General features: G+C 60.3%; 12 protein-coding genes and 2 tRNA genes. 2 read left to right on the top strand and 12 right to left on the bottom strand.

Annotation, left to right across the window (positions count from 1 at the left end; genetic code table 11):
* Positions 1-59 precede the first annotated feature (59 nt).
* From tsaA to rimO, 5 genes are all read right to left on the bottom strand, one after another.
* Positions 60-758 (bottom strand): tRNA (N6-threonylcarbamoyladenosine(37)-N6)-methyltransferase TrmO, encoded by a 699-nt coding sequence (tsaA, locus tag JN524_RS12450; RefSeq protein ID WP_202369522.1) that lies wholly within the window; start codon positions 756-758, stop codon positions 60-62.
* Positions 759-767: 9 nt separating this feature from the next.
* Positions 768-1,235, bottom strand: a complete 468-nt coding sequence (locus JN524_RS12445; protein WP_027611093.1) for a DUF1456 family protein — start codon at positions 1,233-1,235, stop codon at positions 768-770.
* A 74-nt stretch (positions 1,236-1,309) separates the two neighbouring features.
* Positions 1,310-2,020 carry an rRNA pseudouridine synthase gene (locus tag JN524_RS12440; protein WP_202369521.1) on the bottom strand — a complete coding sequence of 237 codons (711 nt, stop codon included), beginning with the start codon at positions 2,018-2,020 and terminating at the stop codon, positions 1,310-1,312.
* 158 nt (positions 2,021-2,178) lie between these two features.
* A complete protein-coding gene (locus JN524_RS12435) occupies positions 2,179-2,652 on the bottom strand; it encodes a GNAT family N-acetyltransferase (protein ID WP_139055325.1) in 474 nt (157 codons plus the stop codon).
* Between the two features lie 201 nt (positions 2,653-2,853).
* Positions 2,854-4,191, bottom strand: a complete 1,338-nt coding sequence (gene rimO / locus JN524_RS12430) for a 30S ribosomal protein S12 methylthiotransferase RimO (protein ID WP_003222282.1) — start codon at positions 4,189-4,191, stop codon at positions 2,854-2,856.
* 349 nt (positions 4,192-4,540) lie between these two features.
* On the opposite strand from rimO, the gene JN524_RS12425 reads away from it, so the two are divergent.
* Positions 4,541-6,382: a potassium transporter Kup gene (locus tag JN524_RS12425; RefSeq protein WP_415752812.1), complete on the top strand. Its 1,842-nt coding sequence runs from the start codon at positions 4,541-4,543 to the stop codon at positions 6,380-6,382.
* Between the two features lie 161 nt (positions 6,383-6,543).
* Here the strand turns inward: JN524_RS12425 and JN524_RS12420 are convergent, their stop codons facing one another.
* The 5 genes from JN524_RS12420 to JN524_RS12400 all read right to left on the bottom strand — a co-directional run bounded on the left by JN524_RS12420 (position 6,544) and on the right by JN524_RS12400 (position 12,170).
* Complete coding sequence (locus tag JN524_RS12420) at positions 6,544-6,870, bottom strand: DUF3077 domain-containing protein (RefSeq protein ID WP_202369520.1); 327 nt, start codon at positions 6,868-6,870, stop codon at positions 6,544-6,546.
* A gap of 716 nt (positions 6,871-7,586) precedes the next feature.
* On the bottom strand, positions 7,587-8,879 hold the full coding sequence (locus tag JN524_RS12415; RefSeq protein WP_202369519.1) for a virulence factor family protein: 1,293 nt from the start codon (positions 8,877-8,879) through the stop codon (positions 7,587-7,589).
* A complete protein-coding gene (mprF, locus tag JN524_RS12410) occupies positions 8,879-11,518 on the bottom strand; it encodes a bifunctional lysylphosphatidylglycerol flippase/synthetase MprF (protein ID WP_202369518.1) in 2,640 nt (879 codons plus the stop codon). The genes JN524_RS12415 and mprF overlap by 1 nt, the downstream gene beginning before the upstream one ends.
* A 279-nt stretch (positions 11,519-11,797) precedes the next feature.
* A tRNA-Met gene (locus JN524_RS12405) sits at positions 11,798-11,874 on the bottom strand.
* A gap of 219 nt (positions 11,875-12,093) precedes the next feature.
* Positions 12,094-12,170, bottom strand: a tRNA-Met gene (locus JN524_RS12400).
* A 280-nt stretch (positions 12,171-12,450) separates the two neighbouring features.
* Here JN524_RS12400 and dinB point away from each other — a divergent pair.
* Positions 12,451-13,512 (top strand): DNA polymerase IV, encoded by a 1,062-nt coding sequence (dinB, locus tag JN524_RS12395; protein WP_098967529.1) that lies wholly within the window; start codon positions 12,451-12,453, stop codon positions 13,510-13,512.
* 86 nt (positions 13,513-13,598) lie between these two features.
* On the opposite strand, the gene JN524_RS12390 is transcribed toward dinB, so the two are convergent.
* On the bottom strand, positions 13,599-14,552 hold the full coding sequence (locus JN524_RS12390) for a hypothetical protein (RefSeq protein ID WP_027614341.1): 954 nt from the start codon (positions 14,550-14,552) through the stop codon (positions 13,599-13,601).
* 17 nt (positions 14,553-14,569) lie between these two features.
* The gene (locus tag JN524_RS12385) at positions 14,570-16,285 is read right to left on the bottom strand and encodes a proline--tRNA ligase (protein WP_134785574.1); all 1,716 of its coding nucleotides are present in this window, start codon (positions 16,283-16,285) and stop codon (positions 14,570-14,572) included.
* Positions 16,286-16,404: the final 119 nt, after the last annotated feature.

Genomic DNA, 16,404 nt, shown 5'->3' with positions numbered 1-16,404 from the left:
TCTTAACAATCAAAGGCAAAAGATCGCAGCCTGCGGCAGCTCCTACATTGAGCGAGGTCTCAGGTGTTGGCGGGGATCACTTCGAGCACGCAAATCTGCTCCGGCGTCGGGTAATGCCAGCGCACGTCCAGATCCCAGAATTGCGCACCGTACTCGCGTTCTGGCACCGGCGTCTGATACGCCGGGCGTGGATCCTGCGCCAGGCACTGCTCGATCAACTCGACCAGAGGCTCGCCAAGGCGCTGAGCATGGCCATGCGCCTGTTGCAGCGCGGCGTCCGTCCACTGCACAGCAATCAGCTGTGGCGCGGCGCTGGCGATGCTGTTGGAGGCGTCAGCGATGATATCGGCGTAAGGCACATAAGGTTTGATGTCGAGAATCGGTGTGCCGTCGAGCAAGTCGATCCCCGAGATGAACAGCCGATTGGCCTCGACCTTGTCCAGCTTCACCACTGACTGCCCGATGCCATTGGGGCGGTGAGTCGCACGGGTGGCGAACACGCCCATCGATTTGTTACCGCCCAGACGCGGTGGCCGCACCTTCAGACGCGGCTTCTCTTCGAGGGCCTGATGAAACAGGAACAACAGCCAGACGTGGCTGACCTGCTCCAGCCCCTGCACGGCGTCTCCCTGATCGAACGGCGCCACCAGTTCCAGCACGCCACGGGCGGCGGGAGCCAGTTGCGGCTGGCGCGGGATGGCGAACTTCTCCTTGAAGCAGGAGCGCACGAAGCCGATGGGGGAGACGCTGTAAGTCACGTTTAGTTATCAGCCGCGAACGCGCAGGGTCAGGCCCTTGAGGAAGTTGCGCAGCAACTGGTCGCCGCACGCGCGGTAGTTGGTGTGGCCGACCTTGCGGAACAGCGCGCTCAGCTCAGGCTTGGACACCGGGAACTCGGCAGCCTTGAGGATCGCGTGCATGTCGTCTTCCTTGAGTTCGAAGGCCACGCGCAGCTTCTTCAGGATGATGTTGTTGGTCACTGGCACTTCGATCGGCTGCGGCGGACGGCTTTCGTCCTTGCCGCGCTTGAACACCACCAGACCGTCGAGGAAGTGCGCCATGACTTCGTCCGGGCAGCGCACGAAGCCTTCTTCGTCTTCTTCTTTCTTGTCGAGGTACGCGACGACGTCTTTGAGCTCCACGTCCAGGCCGCCGAGCTTGATGATCTCGATGACTTTCTTGTCGCTGATGTCGAGCATGTAGCGCACGCTGCGCAATACGTCGTTATGAATCATGTGGGGTAATCCTGATATTTCGTTGTGGGCAACGCGCAGGCGCGTTGCCGGAGTGTGTAGCGGCAACAGAGGCGTCAGAACTTCTCTTTGCCGGACAGGTAGCGCCATTGGCCCACCGGAACCTTGCCGATCGATACACCGCCGATGCGGATGCGGCGGATGCCGACGACCTTCAGGCCAACCGCTTCGCAGAACTGCGCGATGATCCCCGGTTGCGGGTTCTTCATGGCGAAGCGCAGGCGGTTTTCGTTCTGCCAGCTGGCCTTGACCGGCGGCAGCTCCTTGCCCTTGTGGGTGAGACCGTGCTGCAGGCGATTGAGGCCGTGGGCAACCATGTCGCCTTCGACCTCGACCACGTATTCCTGCTCGATCTTGGCTGCGTCGGCAGTCAGTTTGCGCAGCACTTTCCAGTCCTGCGTAAACACCAGAAGGCCGCTGGCCTTGGGCTGCAAATCGGCGCTGGCCGTCAGGCGCAGGAAGTGCCCGCGCAACGGGCGTTTGCCGTAGCGGTGCTCTTCGCTGAGGGTGTCGGCGCTGAGCGATTGCATGGCGGTGTCGATATCCATGCCGGCCGGCACGTTGAGCAGGATGGTCACCGGCTCCGGTGCGGTGGCCTGGGCGTCCTTGTCGAGCTCGACCTTCTGGTCGCCGACCTTGAATTGCGGTTCGTCGATCACTTCGCCGTCCACGGTGACCCAGCCGCCCTCGATGAACAGCTCGGCCTCCCGGCGGGAGCAACCGACCAGTTCGATGAGGCGTTTGGAGAGGCGAATCGGGTCAGTCATGACAGGGCCGTAACAAAAAAGGGGTGGGCATTGTACCTGCCTGGCGCCGGTTAAGCCCGGTTCCATTTGTAGGAGCTGCCGAAGGCTGCGATCTTTTGATCTTCAAAAAAGCAAAAGATCGCAGCCTTCGGCAGCTCCTACAGTGGGATTGTGGTGTATCAGGCATGGCTTGAGCGCTGCTGATTCTGCCGCAGGCGCATATGCAGCAACGGATACGGCTGGCCCATGCCATCCACCTCCGACCGGCCGATCACTTCAAAACCCTGCTTGAAGTAAAAACCCAGTGCCTGCGGGTTCTGTTCGTTGACGTCGAGTTCATCGGCATTCAGATGTTGCATGGCGTAGTTGAGCAGTTTCTTGCCCAAGCCTTGGCCACGATACTCGGGATCGATGAACAGCATTTCGATCTTGCCCGCCGCCACCCCGGCAAACCCGGTGATGCGCTGGTTGGCGTCCTTGGTACAGATCAGCATCACTGCATCCAGGTAACGCGTGAGTACCAGATTGCGCAGCAACTCGATGTAGCTGTCCGGCAGGAAATCATGGGTCGCGCGAACCGAGGCCTCCCAGACCCGGGTCAGTTCCTGATAATCGCTGAGTTTCGGCGTGTGAATGACCGAATGCTGACGCATGCCCGTCGCCTCTTTCCAGTGGATAAGCGGGATTCCTTCCCAAAGCAAACAATAGCCGTAAAAAAGCCCCGCATCTCGTAAAAAGAGCGGGGCTTTTGATATCAGCGCAATCCCTGTAGGAGCTGTCGAGTGAAACGAGGCTGCGATCTTTCAAGAGCAAAAGATCGCAGCCTTCGGCAGCTCCTACAGGGGGTGCGGTGTTTAGATCTGCTCAGCCCACAGGTCGTATTCGTCAGCGTCAGTCACCTTGCACCAGACCTTGTCGCCCGGCTTGAGGTTGCTGCCGTTGTCGATGAATACGTTACCGTCGATTTCCGGGGCATCGAAGAAGCAGCGGCCGACGGCGCCTTGCTCGTCGACTTCGTCCACCAGCACTTCGATCTCGCGGCCGATGCGCATTTGCAAACGGGCCGAGCTGATCGCCTGCTGGTGCGCCATGAAACGCTCCCAACGGTCTTGCTTGACGTCGTCCGGCACTACTTCCAGGTCCAGATCATTGGCGGGCGCACCATCGACCGGCGAGTACTGGAAGCAGCCGACGCGGTCGAGCTGGGCTTCGGTCAGCCAGTTCAGCAGGTACTGGAAGTCTTCTTCGGTTTCGCCCGGGAAGCCGACGATGAAGGTCGAACGGATGATCAGGTCCGGGCAGATCTCGCGCCAGTTCTTGATCCGCGCCAGAGTCTTGTCTTCGAACGCCGGGCGTTTCATCGCCTTCAGCACTTTCGGGCTGGCGTGCTGGAACGGGATGTCCAGGTACGGCAGGATCTTGCCGGCGGCCATCAGCGGGATCAGCTCGTCAACGTGCGGGTACGGGTAAACGTAGTGCAGACGGACCCAGACGCCGAGGGTGCTCAGCGCTTCGCAGAGTTCGGTCATGCGGGTTTTCACCGGCGCGCCGTTCCAGAAACCGGTGCGGTATTTCACGTCGACACCGTAGGCGCTGGTGTCTTGCGAAATCACCAGCAGCTCTTTGACGCCGGATTTGACCAGACGCTGGGCTTCGTCGAGTACATCACCCACCGGACGGCTGACCAGTTTGCCGCGCATCGACGGGATGATGCAGAAGCTGCAGCTGTGATTGCAGCCTTCGGAAATCTTCAGGTAGGCGTAGTGACGCGGGGTCAGCTTGATGCCTTGCGGCGGCACCAGGTCGATCAGCGGGTTGTGATCCTGGCGCGGCGGCACCACTTCGTGCACCGCGTTGACCACTTGCTCGTACTGCTGCGGACCGGTCACGGCCAGCACGCTCGGGTGTACGTCGCGGATATTGCCTTCTTCCACGCCCATGCAACCGGTGACGATCACCTTGCCGTTTTCCTTGATCGCTTCACCGATCACTTCCAGCGACTCAGCCTTGGCCGAGTCGATGAAACCGCAGGTGTTGACCACCACCACGTCGGCGTCCTGATAGGTGGACACCACGTCATAGCCTTCCATGCGCAGCTGGGTCAGGATGCGCTCGGAGTCGACCAGTGCTTTCGGGCAACCCAGAGATACAAAGCCAACCTTTGGATTGGCCGGCGCAGGAGTGGTGGACATGTCTAACCTCGGTGTTTTGTGACGTCGCTTGCCGTGTGGGAAAGCCGACGGATGGGCGCTTAGGGTGCGCCTCTGATCAAAAAGTGCGCAATTCTAGCGATGAGCAACGCACTTGACCAGCTTTATGCAGGGAAATACGACGAGTGCTGCGCTATGCTTCGCGCCGTTGAGCTTTACCAATTTTTTACAGTCAACAAAACGTCTGTAACAACAGGTAAAACAGCGCATGCTGCACCACAAAGCATAGTGCTTCATTCAAAGAAGCCGGTTCGAGAATCAGGAGTGTTGGATGGGTCAGGCAAGTAGTCAGGCGGCGGGCGCCGAGCATTCGGCTGCAAAACCGCTGAGCATGCTGGTCGCGGCAGTCGGGGTAGTTTACGGCGACATCGGCACGAGCCCGTTGTACACCCTCAAAGAAGTATTCGCCGGTCATTATGGGGTGCCGGTCAATCACGACGGCGTCTTCGGGATTCTGGCATTGATATTCTGGTCGCTGATCTGGGTCGTCACGATCAAGTACGTGTTGTTCGTCTTGCGGGCCGACAACCAGGGCGAAGGGGGGATCATGGCGCTGACCGCCCTGGCGCGACGCGCATCCAGCCGCTACCCCAAATTGCAGGCGGTGCTGGTGATCCTGGGATTGATCGGTGCCGCACTGTTTTACGGCGACAGCATGATCACCCCGGCGATTTCCGTATTGTCGGCGGTGGAAGGTCTGGAGCTGGCATTCGATGGCCTGGAGCGCTGGGTGGTGCCGATGGCGCTGGTGGTCCTGGTCGCACTGTTCCTGATCCAGAAGCATGGCACCGATCGCATTGGCAAGCTGTTTGGTCCGGTGATGGTGGCGTGGTTTCTGGTGCTGGGCGGTCTGGGTGTCAGCGGGATCGTCAGACACCCTGAAGTATTGAGCGCGCTGAACCCGATCTGGGGCGTGCGTTTCTTCATGGTTCACCCGGGCATGGGGGTGGCGATTCTCGGTGCGGTGGTGCTGGCGCTGACCGGCGCTGAGGCCCTGTATGCCGACATGGGCCACTTCGGGCGCAAGCCGATTGCCCGCGCCTGGTTGGCGCTGGTACTGCCGGCACTGGTGCTGAATTACTTCGGTCAGGGCGCATTGCTGCTGGAAAACCCGGAAGCGGCACGTAACCCGTTCTACCTGCTGGCGCCAAACTGGGCACTGGTGCCTTTGGTGGTGCTGGCAACCCTGGCCACGGTGATCGCTTCGCAAGCCGTGATTTCCGGTGCGTTTTCGCTGACCCGTCAAGCAATTCAGCTTGGCTACATTCCGCGCATGCACATTCAGCACACATCCAGTGCCGAACAGGGGCAGATCTATATTGGTGCGGTGAACTGGGCGCTGATGGTCGGCGTGATTCTGCTGGTGATCGGTTTCGAGTCCTCCGGCGCATTGGCGTCTGCCTACGGCGTGGCAGTCACTGGCACCATGCTGATCACCAGTATTCTGGTGGCTGCGGTGATCCTGCTGCTATGGAAATGGCCACCGCTGCTGGCGGTGCCGATTCTGCTCGGTTTCCTGCTGGTCGATGGCATGTTCTTCGCGGCCAACGTGCCGAAGATCATTCAGGGCGGTGCCTTCCCGGTGCTGGCGGGGATCGTGCTGTTCATCCTGATGACCACCTGGAAACGCGGCAAGGAGCTGCTGGTCGATCGCCTCGACGAAGGCGCGCTGCCGCTGCCGATCTTCATCAGCAGCATCCGTGTGCAGCCGCCGCACCGCGTGCAGGGTACTGCGGTGTTCCTCACCGCGCGTTCCGACGCCGTGCCGCATGCGCTGTTGCACAACCTGCTGCACAACCAGGTGCTGCACGAGCAAGTGGTGCTGCTGACCGTGGTCTACGAAGACATCCCGCGCGTGCCGCCGGCACGCCGTTTTGAGGTGGACTCCTACGGCGAAGGCTTCTTCCGGGTGATCCTGCACTTCGGCTTCACCGACGAGCCGGACGTGCCGCAGGCGTTGAAGCTGTGCCATCTGGATGATCTGGACTTCAGCCCGATGCGCACCACCTACTTCCTCAGCCGCGAAACGGTGATCGCCTCGAAACTCGAAGGCATGGCCCGCTGGCGCGAGGCGCTGTTTGCGTTCATGTTGAAGAATGCCAACGGCAACCTGCGGTTCTTCAATCTGCCGCTGAACCGGGTGATTGAACTGGGGACTCAGGTGGAGATGTAGTTCTACATCCACTGAAAAGCCCCCGTCAGCCTTGTGGCTGGCGGGGGCTTTTTTGTGGGCGGCAACTTCAGATCAAAAGATCGCAGCCTTCGGCAGCTCCTACAGGTTTCGCATTCCATGTAGGAGCTGCCGAAGGCGGCGATCTTTTGATCTTCAAACCTCTACGAGCATTCAGGTATCTCTGCTTCAGACTCGGTCTTCGTGCGTGCAGTTCGCGGCATCAGTGTCTGTATCACGTCATCAATCAAGGCTTTGCCCATCACGGTCAGGTAATGCGCAGCCCAGGCGTGGCGGTCAGTGTCTCTGGTGAAGGCAGCGTCTTCGGTGAAGGATCTGGCGAGGGATAACAGGTCGGAAGATTGGGACAATGCATCGAGAACCGAGATGCCAGAGCGGACATTGAAGAGCGCTTGATCCGAGTCGTAGAGGAAGGGGGTGCAGCCAATGGTTTTAACGTTTGCGGGTCCGTGCAGATCAGTTTCGGTCATCGTGTTACTCCTTGGTTCGAAGTGCCGCGACTTTCGTTACCACACGAAAGGGAGGCAACTGTACGCAGGGTGGTAAACCGGGAACCAAGGAAACCGGCACGCTCGAAAGCGTCCCACGCACAGCCGCCATTACTCGATGAGCGGGCTATTGCGCTGGTTTCTCCGGGTTACCACACCCGATCGCTGAATGGGTCAGCGACGTCCGGAGAGTATCTCGTCAAAAAACAGCGCAATAGAGCCGCAAAGCGCCCGAACACGAGTTTCGGAGTTTGCCTACAAGGTCTGTGGGCGTCATCTGATATTGCGAAACTGGAAGTAAACGATACTAAACATCTGACACGAACTGGCGTGTGCAAATGAGCGAGACGCGTATGACTGCATCATCGAAACAAGAAAAGCAGGATGATCTCGAGAACCTTCGGATTGAAGCGCAAGCTATGGAGCGATTGATCAACTTTGATCCGGCATAAGCGATCAGCCATTACGATATGCGGGCAAGATACGCCTGCAAGGATTGATGATTATTTGAATTCAGCGCAATTCCCTTGTAGGAGTGAGCCTGCTCGCGATAGCGGTGTGTCAGTTGGCAACTAGGTGGCTGACACTCCGCTATCGCGAGCAGGCTCACTCCTACAGGGGAATGGGTTAGTCGTCCGAGATGTAAAAAGCCCCCGCAACTGCGAAGTTGCGGGGGCTTTTTGTTCTGCCGGCTCAGATCACTCTGCCGGCTGATCCTTGCTCTGACGTTTCTCGATCAGGTCCACCAGACGCTTGGCCAGCGCCTGGTAGTTCTCGTCGAAGTGGTGGCCGCCAGGCAGTTTCACCGCTTCGCCGACTGCCGTCTTGTCGGTGCAGCCGCTTTCGTCGGTTTCTTCGGCGCCGTAGATGCACACTACTTTGGCCGCTGGCAGCTTGGCCATTTCCGGGCCGGTGGCGGCTTCTTTGCCGGCGTTGCCGAGCCAGCCTTCGACTTCGATTTCGAAGCTGCCGGTGCGGGCGAAAGCCAGCAGGATGATGGCGTCGACGCGTTGCTGTTCGGTGTCCGGCAGGCGGTTGTAGATCGCTGGCAGGACGTCGGCACCGAACGAGTAACCGGTCAGGATGAAGCGTTTAGTGCCCCATTTCTGCCGGTAGTGCTGCATCAGTTCGGTCAGGTCCAGCGCGCTTTGCTCGGGGCTCTTGTGCTGCCAGTAGTAGCGCAGGGTGTCGATGCCGACCACCGGGTAGCCAATCTTGGCCATCTCGCCGGCCACGTCGCGGTCGAGGTCGCGCCAGCCGCCGTCACCGGAGAGGAACAGGGTCACGGTGTCCTTGGCTTGACCGGCCGGCACTTCCACTACCGGGATCGCCAGACCGCCGTTGGCCTTGTCGCCGCCGACGAGGATCTTGCGCAGCTCGTTATTCAGCACTTGCGGCAGGTTGATGTCGTAGTCGCTGATGCTGGTTTCGGCGTTCGGTTGATCGCGCACGAAACCGGCGCTGGTGTCGTCCGGGTTGTCGTTCCATGCCACCAGCCAGTGGCCATGCGCCGCGGATTTCGGCAGCAGGTGAGTGCAGCCGGGTTTTTCCAGCGCCAGGTCGACCGAGATCGCCTGGGCCTTGTCGTCCTTTTGCTCGGACAACCAGCGCCAGGCCAGTACGGCGCCAGGGCCGATACCGCTGACCAGCGTGGCCGGGCCATTCAGTTCGCGCAGGCCGGTTTGCAGGGCGCGGCTCTGTTGCAGGCAGTCCTTGGGCAGAATCACCTGAACGATCTGCGCCGAGGCGCTGCGGGTCAGGGTGCTCAGCTGGTTGTCGGTCAGCTTCTGGTCATCATTGACCGCGACCAGCACCTGAGCCTTGGGCTGAGTGCCGGGTATGACGCGGGTCATGACCGTGCCGTCGGCGGCCGTCAGTGGTTGCAGAGTCGGTTGCGGTGCCGGACGTTTGAGGTACCAGTAACCGCCGCCGGCAATCACGGCCAGCACGATCAGTGCGGCCAGGATGTACTTCAGGGAGCGTTGAATCATCAGCGTTTCACCAATCCAGTCAAGCCGCCCGCGATCAGGGCAGCAGTATCGGCCAGCGCCACCAGCGGATCGAGTCCGGCGGGCACTGCCATATAACGGGGTTCCCAGTCAGGCTGGAACTTGTCTTTGAAGCGGCGCAAGCCTTGGAAGTTGTACAGCTGCTCACCACGGCGGAAGACCATCGAGCCCAGGCGCTGGGTCAGCGGTGCACCACGCCGGGGTTGCAACCCCGACAACGGCACCATGCCCAGGCTGAAGCGCGCGTATCCGTGACTCTTATAGTGTTGAATCAGGCCGACCATCAGGAACTCCATGGTCAGCTTGGGGGCGTCCGGGTGCGAGCGCATCAGGTCGAGACTGGCCAGGTCATGGCTGAAAGTCTCGAGCAGGTTGGCGAACGCCACCGGGCGACCTTCGAAGCGAATCACCGCAATACGGAAATGCTTCAGGTAATCGTCGCTGAACCGACCGAGGGAGAAACCTTTCTCGCGCACATTCTTGCCGGTCAGCCACGCATCGGAAATCACTTTCAACTCGTCCATCGGCGCCTGGCCCGGCTCATGGATTTCCAGCGACAGACCATCGCGAGTGCCACGGTTCCAGGTGTAGCGCAGGTCCTTCATCTCTTTGCCCTTGGCTTCCAGGTCAAAGCGATGCAGATCGACCCGGGCTTCTTCGCCGAGCTTGATCGCGGTCAGGCCGATGTCCATGTAGTACGGCAGGTTTTCCGCACGTACCTGATAGAACACCGGACGGGCGTGATGGATGTCGCACAGGTCGCGGAACTGCCAGATCATCTCGGCGCGTTGCTGACCGGGGCCGATCGGGTCGTACAGTGCCACCAGGCTGCGGCCACGGCGGGCGTACATCAGAAATGCTTCGTCGTTCTGGTGAAACAGCAACGCCTTGTCACCGGTCAGCGCGAGGCCGCCATCGGGTTGCGACGAAGCCATCAGGATTTTTGCGGCGCGATCCAGTTCGTCCGGAGTCGGCAGGTGGATCACCGGGCGCGCGGTACGCAGCAGCCAGGTCAGCGCGATTACCAGCAACAGCACGGCGGCGCCGAGCAACGAACGCAAGCCGCGTGGGGCGTCTGCGTCGAGGGTGAACTGCCACCACAGTTGATGGCTGTAAGGCACGTCCTGATAGGCGAACAGCAGCAACCAGGTCGAGGCGCCCAATACGCAAAGGCTGGCCACCAGATACAGCGGCGAGAACGGCAGTTCGGTCAGGCGGCTCGGGCGATAGAACGAACGGCGAAACACCCCCAGCAGCGCAGCGGTGAGTGTCATCAGCGTGGCTTCTTCCCAGTCGAAGCCTTTGAGCAGCGAGAGCAGGGCGCCGACCAGCAACAGAATGGTGGTCAGCATCCACGCGGCTGACAGGCGACGGCGCAGGCCCTGCGCCAGCATCAGACACAGCACACCGATCAGACTGGCGCCGAAGTGCGAGGCGTCGACCAGGCGATGCGGGATCAGGAAGCCGATGTGTTCCAGACGCGTGTCGATCTCCGGGGTGGCACCGGAAAACAGCAGCACCACGCCGGACAGAAACACCAGCACCGCCAGAATCGGCGCGGCCAGACCGGATGCGGCGCGCATGGTCTGGGTCTGGAACAGGCGCTGGCCTTCGTTGATCAGCAAGAACAGGCAGGCCACCAGCAGCGGCAGCACGACGTAGATCAGACGGTAGAGCAGCAGGGCGGCGGCGAGTGGCGCGGCCCCGAGGGTGTCGGCGAACGCGGCCAGCAGGATCGCTTCGAAGACCCCGACACCCCCCGGCACATGGCTGAGGACGCCGGCGGCCAGGGCCAGCAGGTACACCAGCAGGAAGGCGCCGAACGGCGGGGCTTCCGGCAGCAGCAGATAGAGCACGGTGGCCGCTGCGGCGACGTCAAGGGCGGTGATGATCAGTTGCAGGAAGGTCAGGCGTCGGCCGGGCAGGCGCAGCGTCCGCCGACCGGCCCTGACCAGCAGGTTGTCGCGGTACGGTTGCTCCGGCAGACGGCGGCGATAGATGCCGATCGCCAGAATCGCGCCCAGACCCAGCACCACCATGGCGATCGTGCCGAGCAGGCCTTCTGACAGGCCCAGCGCGGCGGAGGCGGCGGGCAGGTCGCTCAGGGTCGCGAGAGCCGCCAGCGGTGGCAGGGCGCAACCCAGCGACAGGCTGGCGAACAGGGTCATGTGCGCGACTTCGGAGGCGCCCAGCCCATGGCGTGCATATAAACGGTAGCGCACCGAGCCGCCGGACAGCAGCGACAGGCCGATGGCGTTGCCAATCGCAAATGCGGTGAAGCCGCCCAGCGCCAGAGTGCGCGGCGGCAGTGTCACGCCGGCATAGCGGCTGGCCGACCATTCATAGCCCAGCAATATGATGAAGCCGACCACCGTCGCAGCCACTGCGCCGAGCAGGGCCGGTTTCGGCACCGCCAGAATCGAGTCATGCAGGGCATACAGATCGAGTTCGCTCAGCAGATGGCGGCAGGCAATCAGCGCAATGGCAAACAGCAGCAACGTGACCGCCAGACCGATCGGCTGGCGATATTTGCTCAACCGATCCAGCAAGCGCAGGCGCTCGGGTTTGATCGGATGTTCTGCTGTGACGGTGTCTTGTGAATCAGACGAGTTGGCGCGCATCAATCACCTCTTGGATTGTGCGCGACAGGATGGAGGTATCCAGCCAAGTTACCAATCCCTGTAGAAAAAAATAATCACAAAATACTACGCCTCTCATCCGGGATCGGCGAGGGCGGGTCATGGATTGCAGACGTCTTGCCTGCGACTCAAGCATAGTCGCAACGGGGCGGGTCTGATAATCCTGAGCGTTTCACTGCAGCGTGACAGATCATTGTTGCGAAAGGACTTTTTCCACAGATACAAAAAAGGCCACTCTTTCGAGCAGCCTTTTTTGATGTTTGGTTGCGGGAGCCGGATTTGAACCGACGACCTTCGGGTTATGAGCCCGACGAGCTACCAGACTGCTCCATCCCGCGTCTGTGTGGCGGCATTCTACAGGCGAACGGCGAGGTGTCAACCGCTAATCCCGTAAAGGGTCAAATAAGTGTGAATTTGCGTCAAACGGTCGCAGCGGCGCGGTAAGTTTCGGAAATGCAACGAATTCCTGTTCGCCCGGATGTACGTGATGCGGAGGCCGGTCAGAAAACAGACAGGCACAAAAAAGGCCACTCTTTCGAGTAGCCTTTTTTGATGTTTGGTTGCGGGAGCCGGATTTGAACCGACGACCTTCGGGTTATGAGCCCGACGAGCTACCAGACTGCTCCATCCCGCGTCTGTGTGTCGGCATTCTACAGAGGATCGCCGGGGTGTCAACCTTGAATCTGGATAAATCTGTTCCTGTTCAATCGGTTAGCGCTTTTTCCAGTGCAGGAGACGGGCGCGCAGGGCAGGTGGGGCAAGGCTTTCAGCTCTATCGTTCGATGATTCTCGATTGAGAAAATAAATTCATCGTGGTTTTCCTACAACCTGAAAAGAACATTCAGACCACTGGTGCTATATACAGGTGCGAGTGAGATACTGCGTTTCCGGCTCGCCATGTTTCCTTTTCTGTCATGACCCAGCGAAAAATCATCCACGTCGACTGTGACTGTTTCTACGCCGCCATCGAGATGCGCGACGACCCGAACCTGGCCGGCAAGCCCTTGGCGGTGGGCGGGTCGGCGGATCGGCGTGGGGTGATTGCCACCTGCAACTATGAAGCGCGGGCGTATGGCGTACGTTCGGCAATGTCGTCCGGGCATGCCTTGAAGCTGTGCCCCGACCTGACCATCGTCAAGCCGCGCATGGAGGCCTATCGCGAAGCCTCAAAGGAAATCCATACGATCTTTCGCGATTACACCGATCTGATCGAGCCACTGTCGCTTGATGAGGCCTACCTCGACGTCTCCGACAGCGCGCATTTTGGCGGCAGCGCCACGCGTATCGCTCAGGATATCCGCCGGCGGGTCTCCAATCAGTTGCACATCACCGTGTCTGCGGGCGTGGCCCCGAACAAGTTTCTGGCGAAAATCGCCAGTGACTGGAAGAAGCCCAACGGGTTGTTCGTGATTACCCCGGATCAGGTCGAGGATTTCGTCAGTGGCTTGCCGGTGAGCAAGTTGCACGGCGTCGGCAAAGTCACTGCCGACAAACTGGGCAAGCTCGGCATCGTCGATTGCCTGCAACTGCGCGAGTGGGACAAGTTGGCGCTGGTGCGCGAATTCGGCAGTTTCGGTGAGCGACTGTGGAGCCTCGCCCGTGGGATCGATGATCGGTTGGTGCACAACGACAGCCGCCGTCAGTCAATCAGCGTGGAAAATACCTACGACGTCGATCTGCCGGATCTGCGCAGTTGCCTCGACAAACTGCCGGAGCTGCTGGAAACCCTGAAAACCCGCATGGAGCGGATCGACAGCAGTTATCGCCCGGGCAAGCCGTTCGTCAAAGTGAAGTTCCATGACTTTACTCAGACCACACTGGAGCAAGCCGGGGCAGGGCGCGATCTGGGCAGTTACCAGTTGATGCTGACGCAGGCGTTCAACCGGGGCGGGAAACCGGTGCGGTTGTTGGGGGTGGGGGTGAGGCTGGAGGATTTGCGCGGTGGGTTTGAGCAGATGGAGCTGTTTGAGCGGTAGATCATTAAAAGCAAAGGATCGCAGCCTGCGGCAGCTCCTACAGGGGAACGCATTCCAATGTAGGAGCTGCCGCAGGCTGCGATCTTTTAATTCGGTCCTGGATCCGCTACCAGGCGCCCTGCATCCTTGGTCAGCGACTTGAGAAACTCGGCCTGCAACTCAGGATCGTTGCGCGTCAGTTCAATGAGGCTTTGTTCCAGCTCGCTGGCTTCTTCTTCCAGACCCAGTTCCGACAGACGTTTGACCCGGTGGACCCACTGGCTCACTTCGTCGTCTTCCAGATCGTCGTAAATCAACCCGTGTGCTTCGAGCAACTTGCTGCGCAAATGGCTGCTGATCGCCAGGGATGAATCGCTGTGCACGTCATCCTTGCCGTCTTCGACGCTGATCTGCAGCTTGCCGATATGATTAAGGTCATTTTCGGCGAACGGACTGTCCAGCAGGTTCAGGCGCAGCACGCCGTTGCGGTCAGTGGTCATGTCGAAGGTCTGCTTGCCGGCCTTGACCTGCACCGGACGCTCGCTCCACGGCAGGCTCGAATACTCCGTGCGCTTGTCGCGCTGGACTTCATCGATACCGGCCAGGTTCTGTTGCGCACGACCGTGGGACTGCACGTTCATGAACGGGTTGACCCCGGCAATGCCGTAGTTCAACCAGTCCTTGGTCACGCTGTCCGGCAGGTTGCCCAGGGCGAATACGTTGACCACATTGGCGCCGATACCGGCGACCACGGCCACCGCGCCCAGCGGAATCTCGTAGATTTCGCGCCAGGGCTGATAAGGCGTGTAGCGATCGTAACGACGGGTGACTTCGAACTCGGTGACTTCGAAGGTCTTCTGTTCGTTGATTTTCACGCGACGCTGCGGCAGTTCGAGCACCTTAGGCTCACCGACATCGATCTGCAGGCTGTGATCGAGCAGTTTGCGCTCGACCCGCTCTTCGTGCTCGCTGCGCTGTGACATCTGATTGGCACAGCCGCTGACCAGCAGGGCGCCGCACAAGGCGGCGCCACCGAGGCCCAAGGTGTTTCGCTTGAACATGAGGTCTCTATCTGGATTCAGCGGCGGATACGGGCCTGAAGGAAGGACAGCACATCGGCAACCGGCAGCGCTTGCGCTTCGGCTTCGGTGCGGCTCTTGTATTCCAGGTTGCCTTCGGCGAGGCCGCGGTCGCTGACCACGATCCGGTGAGGAATGCCGATCAGCTCCATGTCCGCGAACTTGATGCCCGGGCTGGTTTTCTTGTCGCGATCGTCCAGCAACACTTCGAAACCGGCCGCCGTCAGTTCTGCATACAGCTTGTCAGTGGCTTCGCGCACCTGCTCGGTTTCATAACGCAGCGGTACCAGAGCGATCTGGAACGGCGCCAGGGTGTCGCTCCAGATGATGCCTTTCTCGTCGTTGTTCTGCTCGATGGCGGCAGCCACCACGCGGGATACGCCGATACCGTAGCAACCCATTTCCAGGGTGACCGGTTTGCCGTTCTCGCCCAGCACTTCGCACTTCATCGCCTTGCTGTACTTGTTGCCCAGCTGGAAGATGTGCCCGACTTCGATGCCGCGCTTGATTTCCAGGGTGCCTTTGCCGTCCGGGCTTGGGTCACCGGCCACGACGTTACGCAGGTCGGCAACGGTTGGAACCGGCAGATCGCGTTCCCAGTTCACGCCGAAGTAGTGCTTGTCGTCGATGTTCGCGCCGATACCGAAGTCGCTCATCAGTTCGACCGAGCGGTCGATGATGATCGGCAGCGGCAGGTTCAGCGGGCCGAGCGAACCGGCACCGGCGCCAATGGCGTCACGCAGTTCGGCGTCGGAAGCCATGACCAGCGGGCTGGCAACGCCTGGCTGCTGGGCGGCCTTGATTTCGTTGAGCTCGTGGTCGCCACGGATGACCAGGGCAATCAGCTTGCCTGGCTCTTCGGCGTGGACGATCAGGGTCTTGATGGTCTTTTCAATCGGCAGATTGAATTTTTCCACCAGTGCGGCAATGGTCTTGGTGTCTGGGGTATCGACCAGGCGCAGTTCTTCGGTCGGCGCTGGACGCGAGGTTTCCCGTGGCACGGCTTCGGCTTTCTCGATGTTCGCCGCATAGTCGGAGCCGTTGCTGAAGACGATATCGTCTTCGCCGGACTCGGCCAGTACGTGGAACTCGTGGGAGCCGGCGCCACCGATCGAGCCGTTGTCGGCTTCAACCGGGCGGAATTTCAGGCCCAGACGGGTGAATACGTTGCAGTACGCCTGATGCATGCGGTCGTAGGTGACCTGCAGCGACGCCTGATCGGCGTGAAACGAGTAGGCGTCCTTCATGATGAATTCGCGGCCGCGCATCAAACCGAAGCGTGGGCGGATTTCGTCACGGAATTTGGTCTGGATCTGGTACAGGTTGATCGGCAACTGCTTGTAGCTGCTCAACTCGTTGCGCATCAGATCGGTGATCACTTCTTCGTGGGTCGGGCCCGCGCAGAAGTCGCGACCGTGGCGGTCTTTGATGCGCAGCAGCTCAGGGCCGTATTCTTCCCAGCGCCCCGATTCCTGCCACAGCTCGGCCGGTTGGGTGCTCGGCATCAACACTTCAAGAGAACCGGCAGCGTTCATTTCTTCGCGAACGATGGCTTCAACCTTGCGCATTACCCGCAAGCCCATCGGCAGCCAGGTGTACAGGCCCGAAGCGAGTTTGCGGATCATGCCGGCGCGCAGCATCAGCTGATGGCTGACGACGACCGCATCGGAAGGCGTTTCTTTCTGTGTGGCGAGCAAAAATTGACTGGTGCGCATGGTTGGCCGTTGTCGGTTGCTTTGACTGGAAATGACGGAGCAGTGTACCGGCGAGATTTGCCGACGTACAGGATTGCGCTCGGCGGTGAGGCTCAACGGCGGGAATCCTCCCGCCGTAT

It is taken from the genome of Pseudomonas sp. MWU318, from assembly GCF_016756945.1.
In the GTDB taxonomy this organism is placed as follows: Bacteria; Pseudomonadota; Gammaproteobacteria; order Pseudomonadales; family Pseudomonadaceae; genus Aquipseudomonas; species Aquipseudomonas putida_A.
This window is presented reverse-complemented; position numbering and strand designations above follow the sequence as displayed.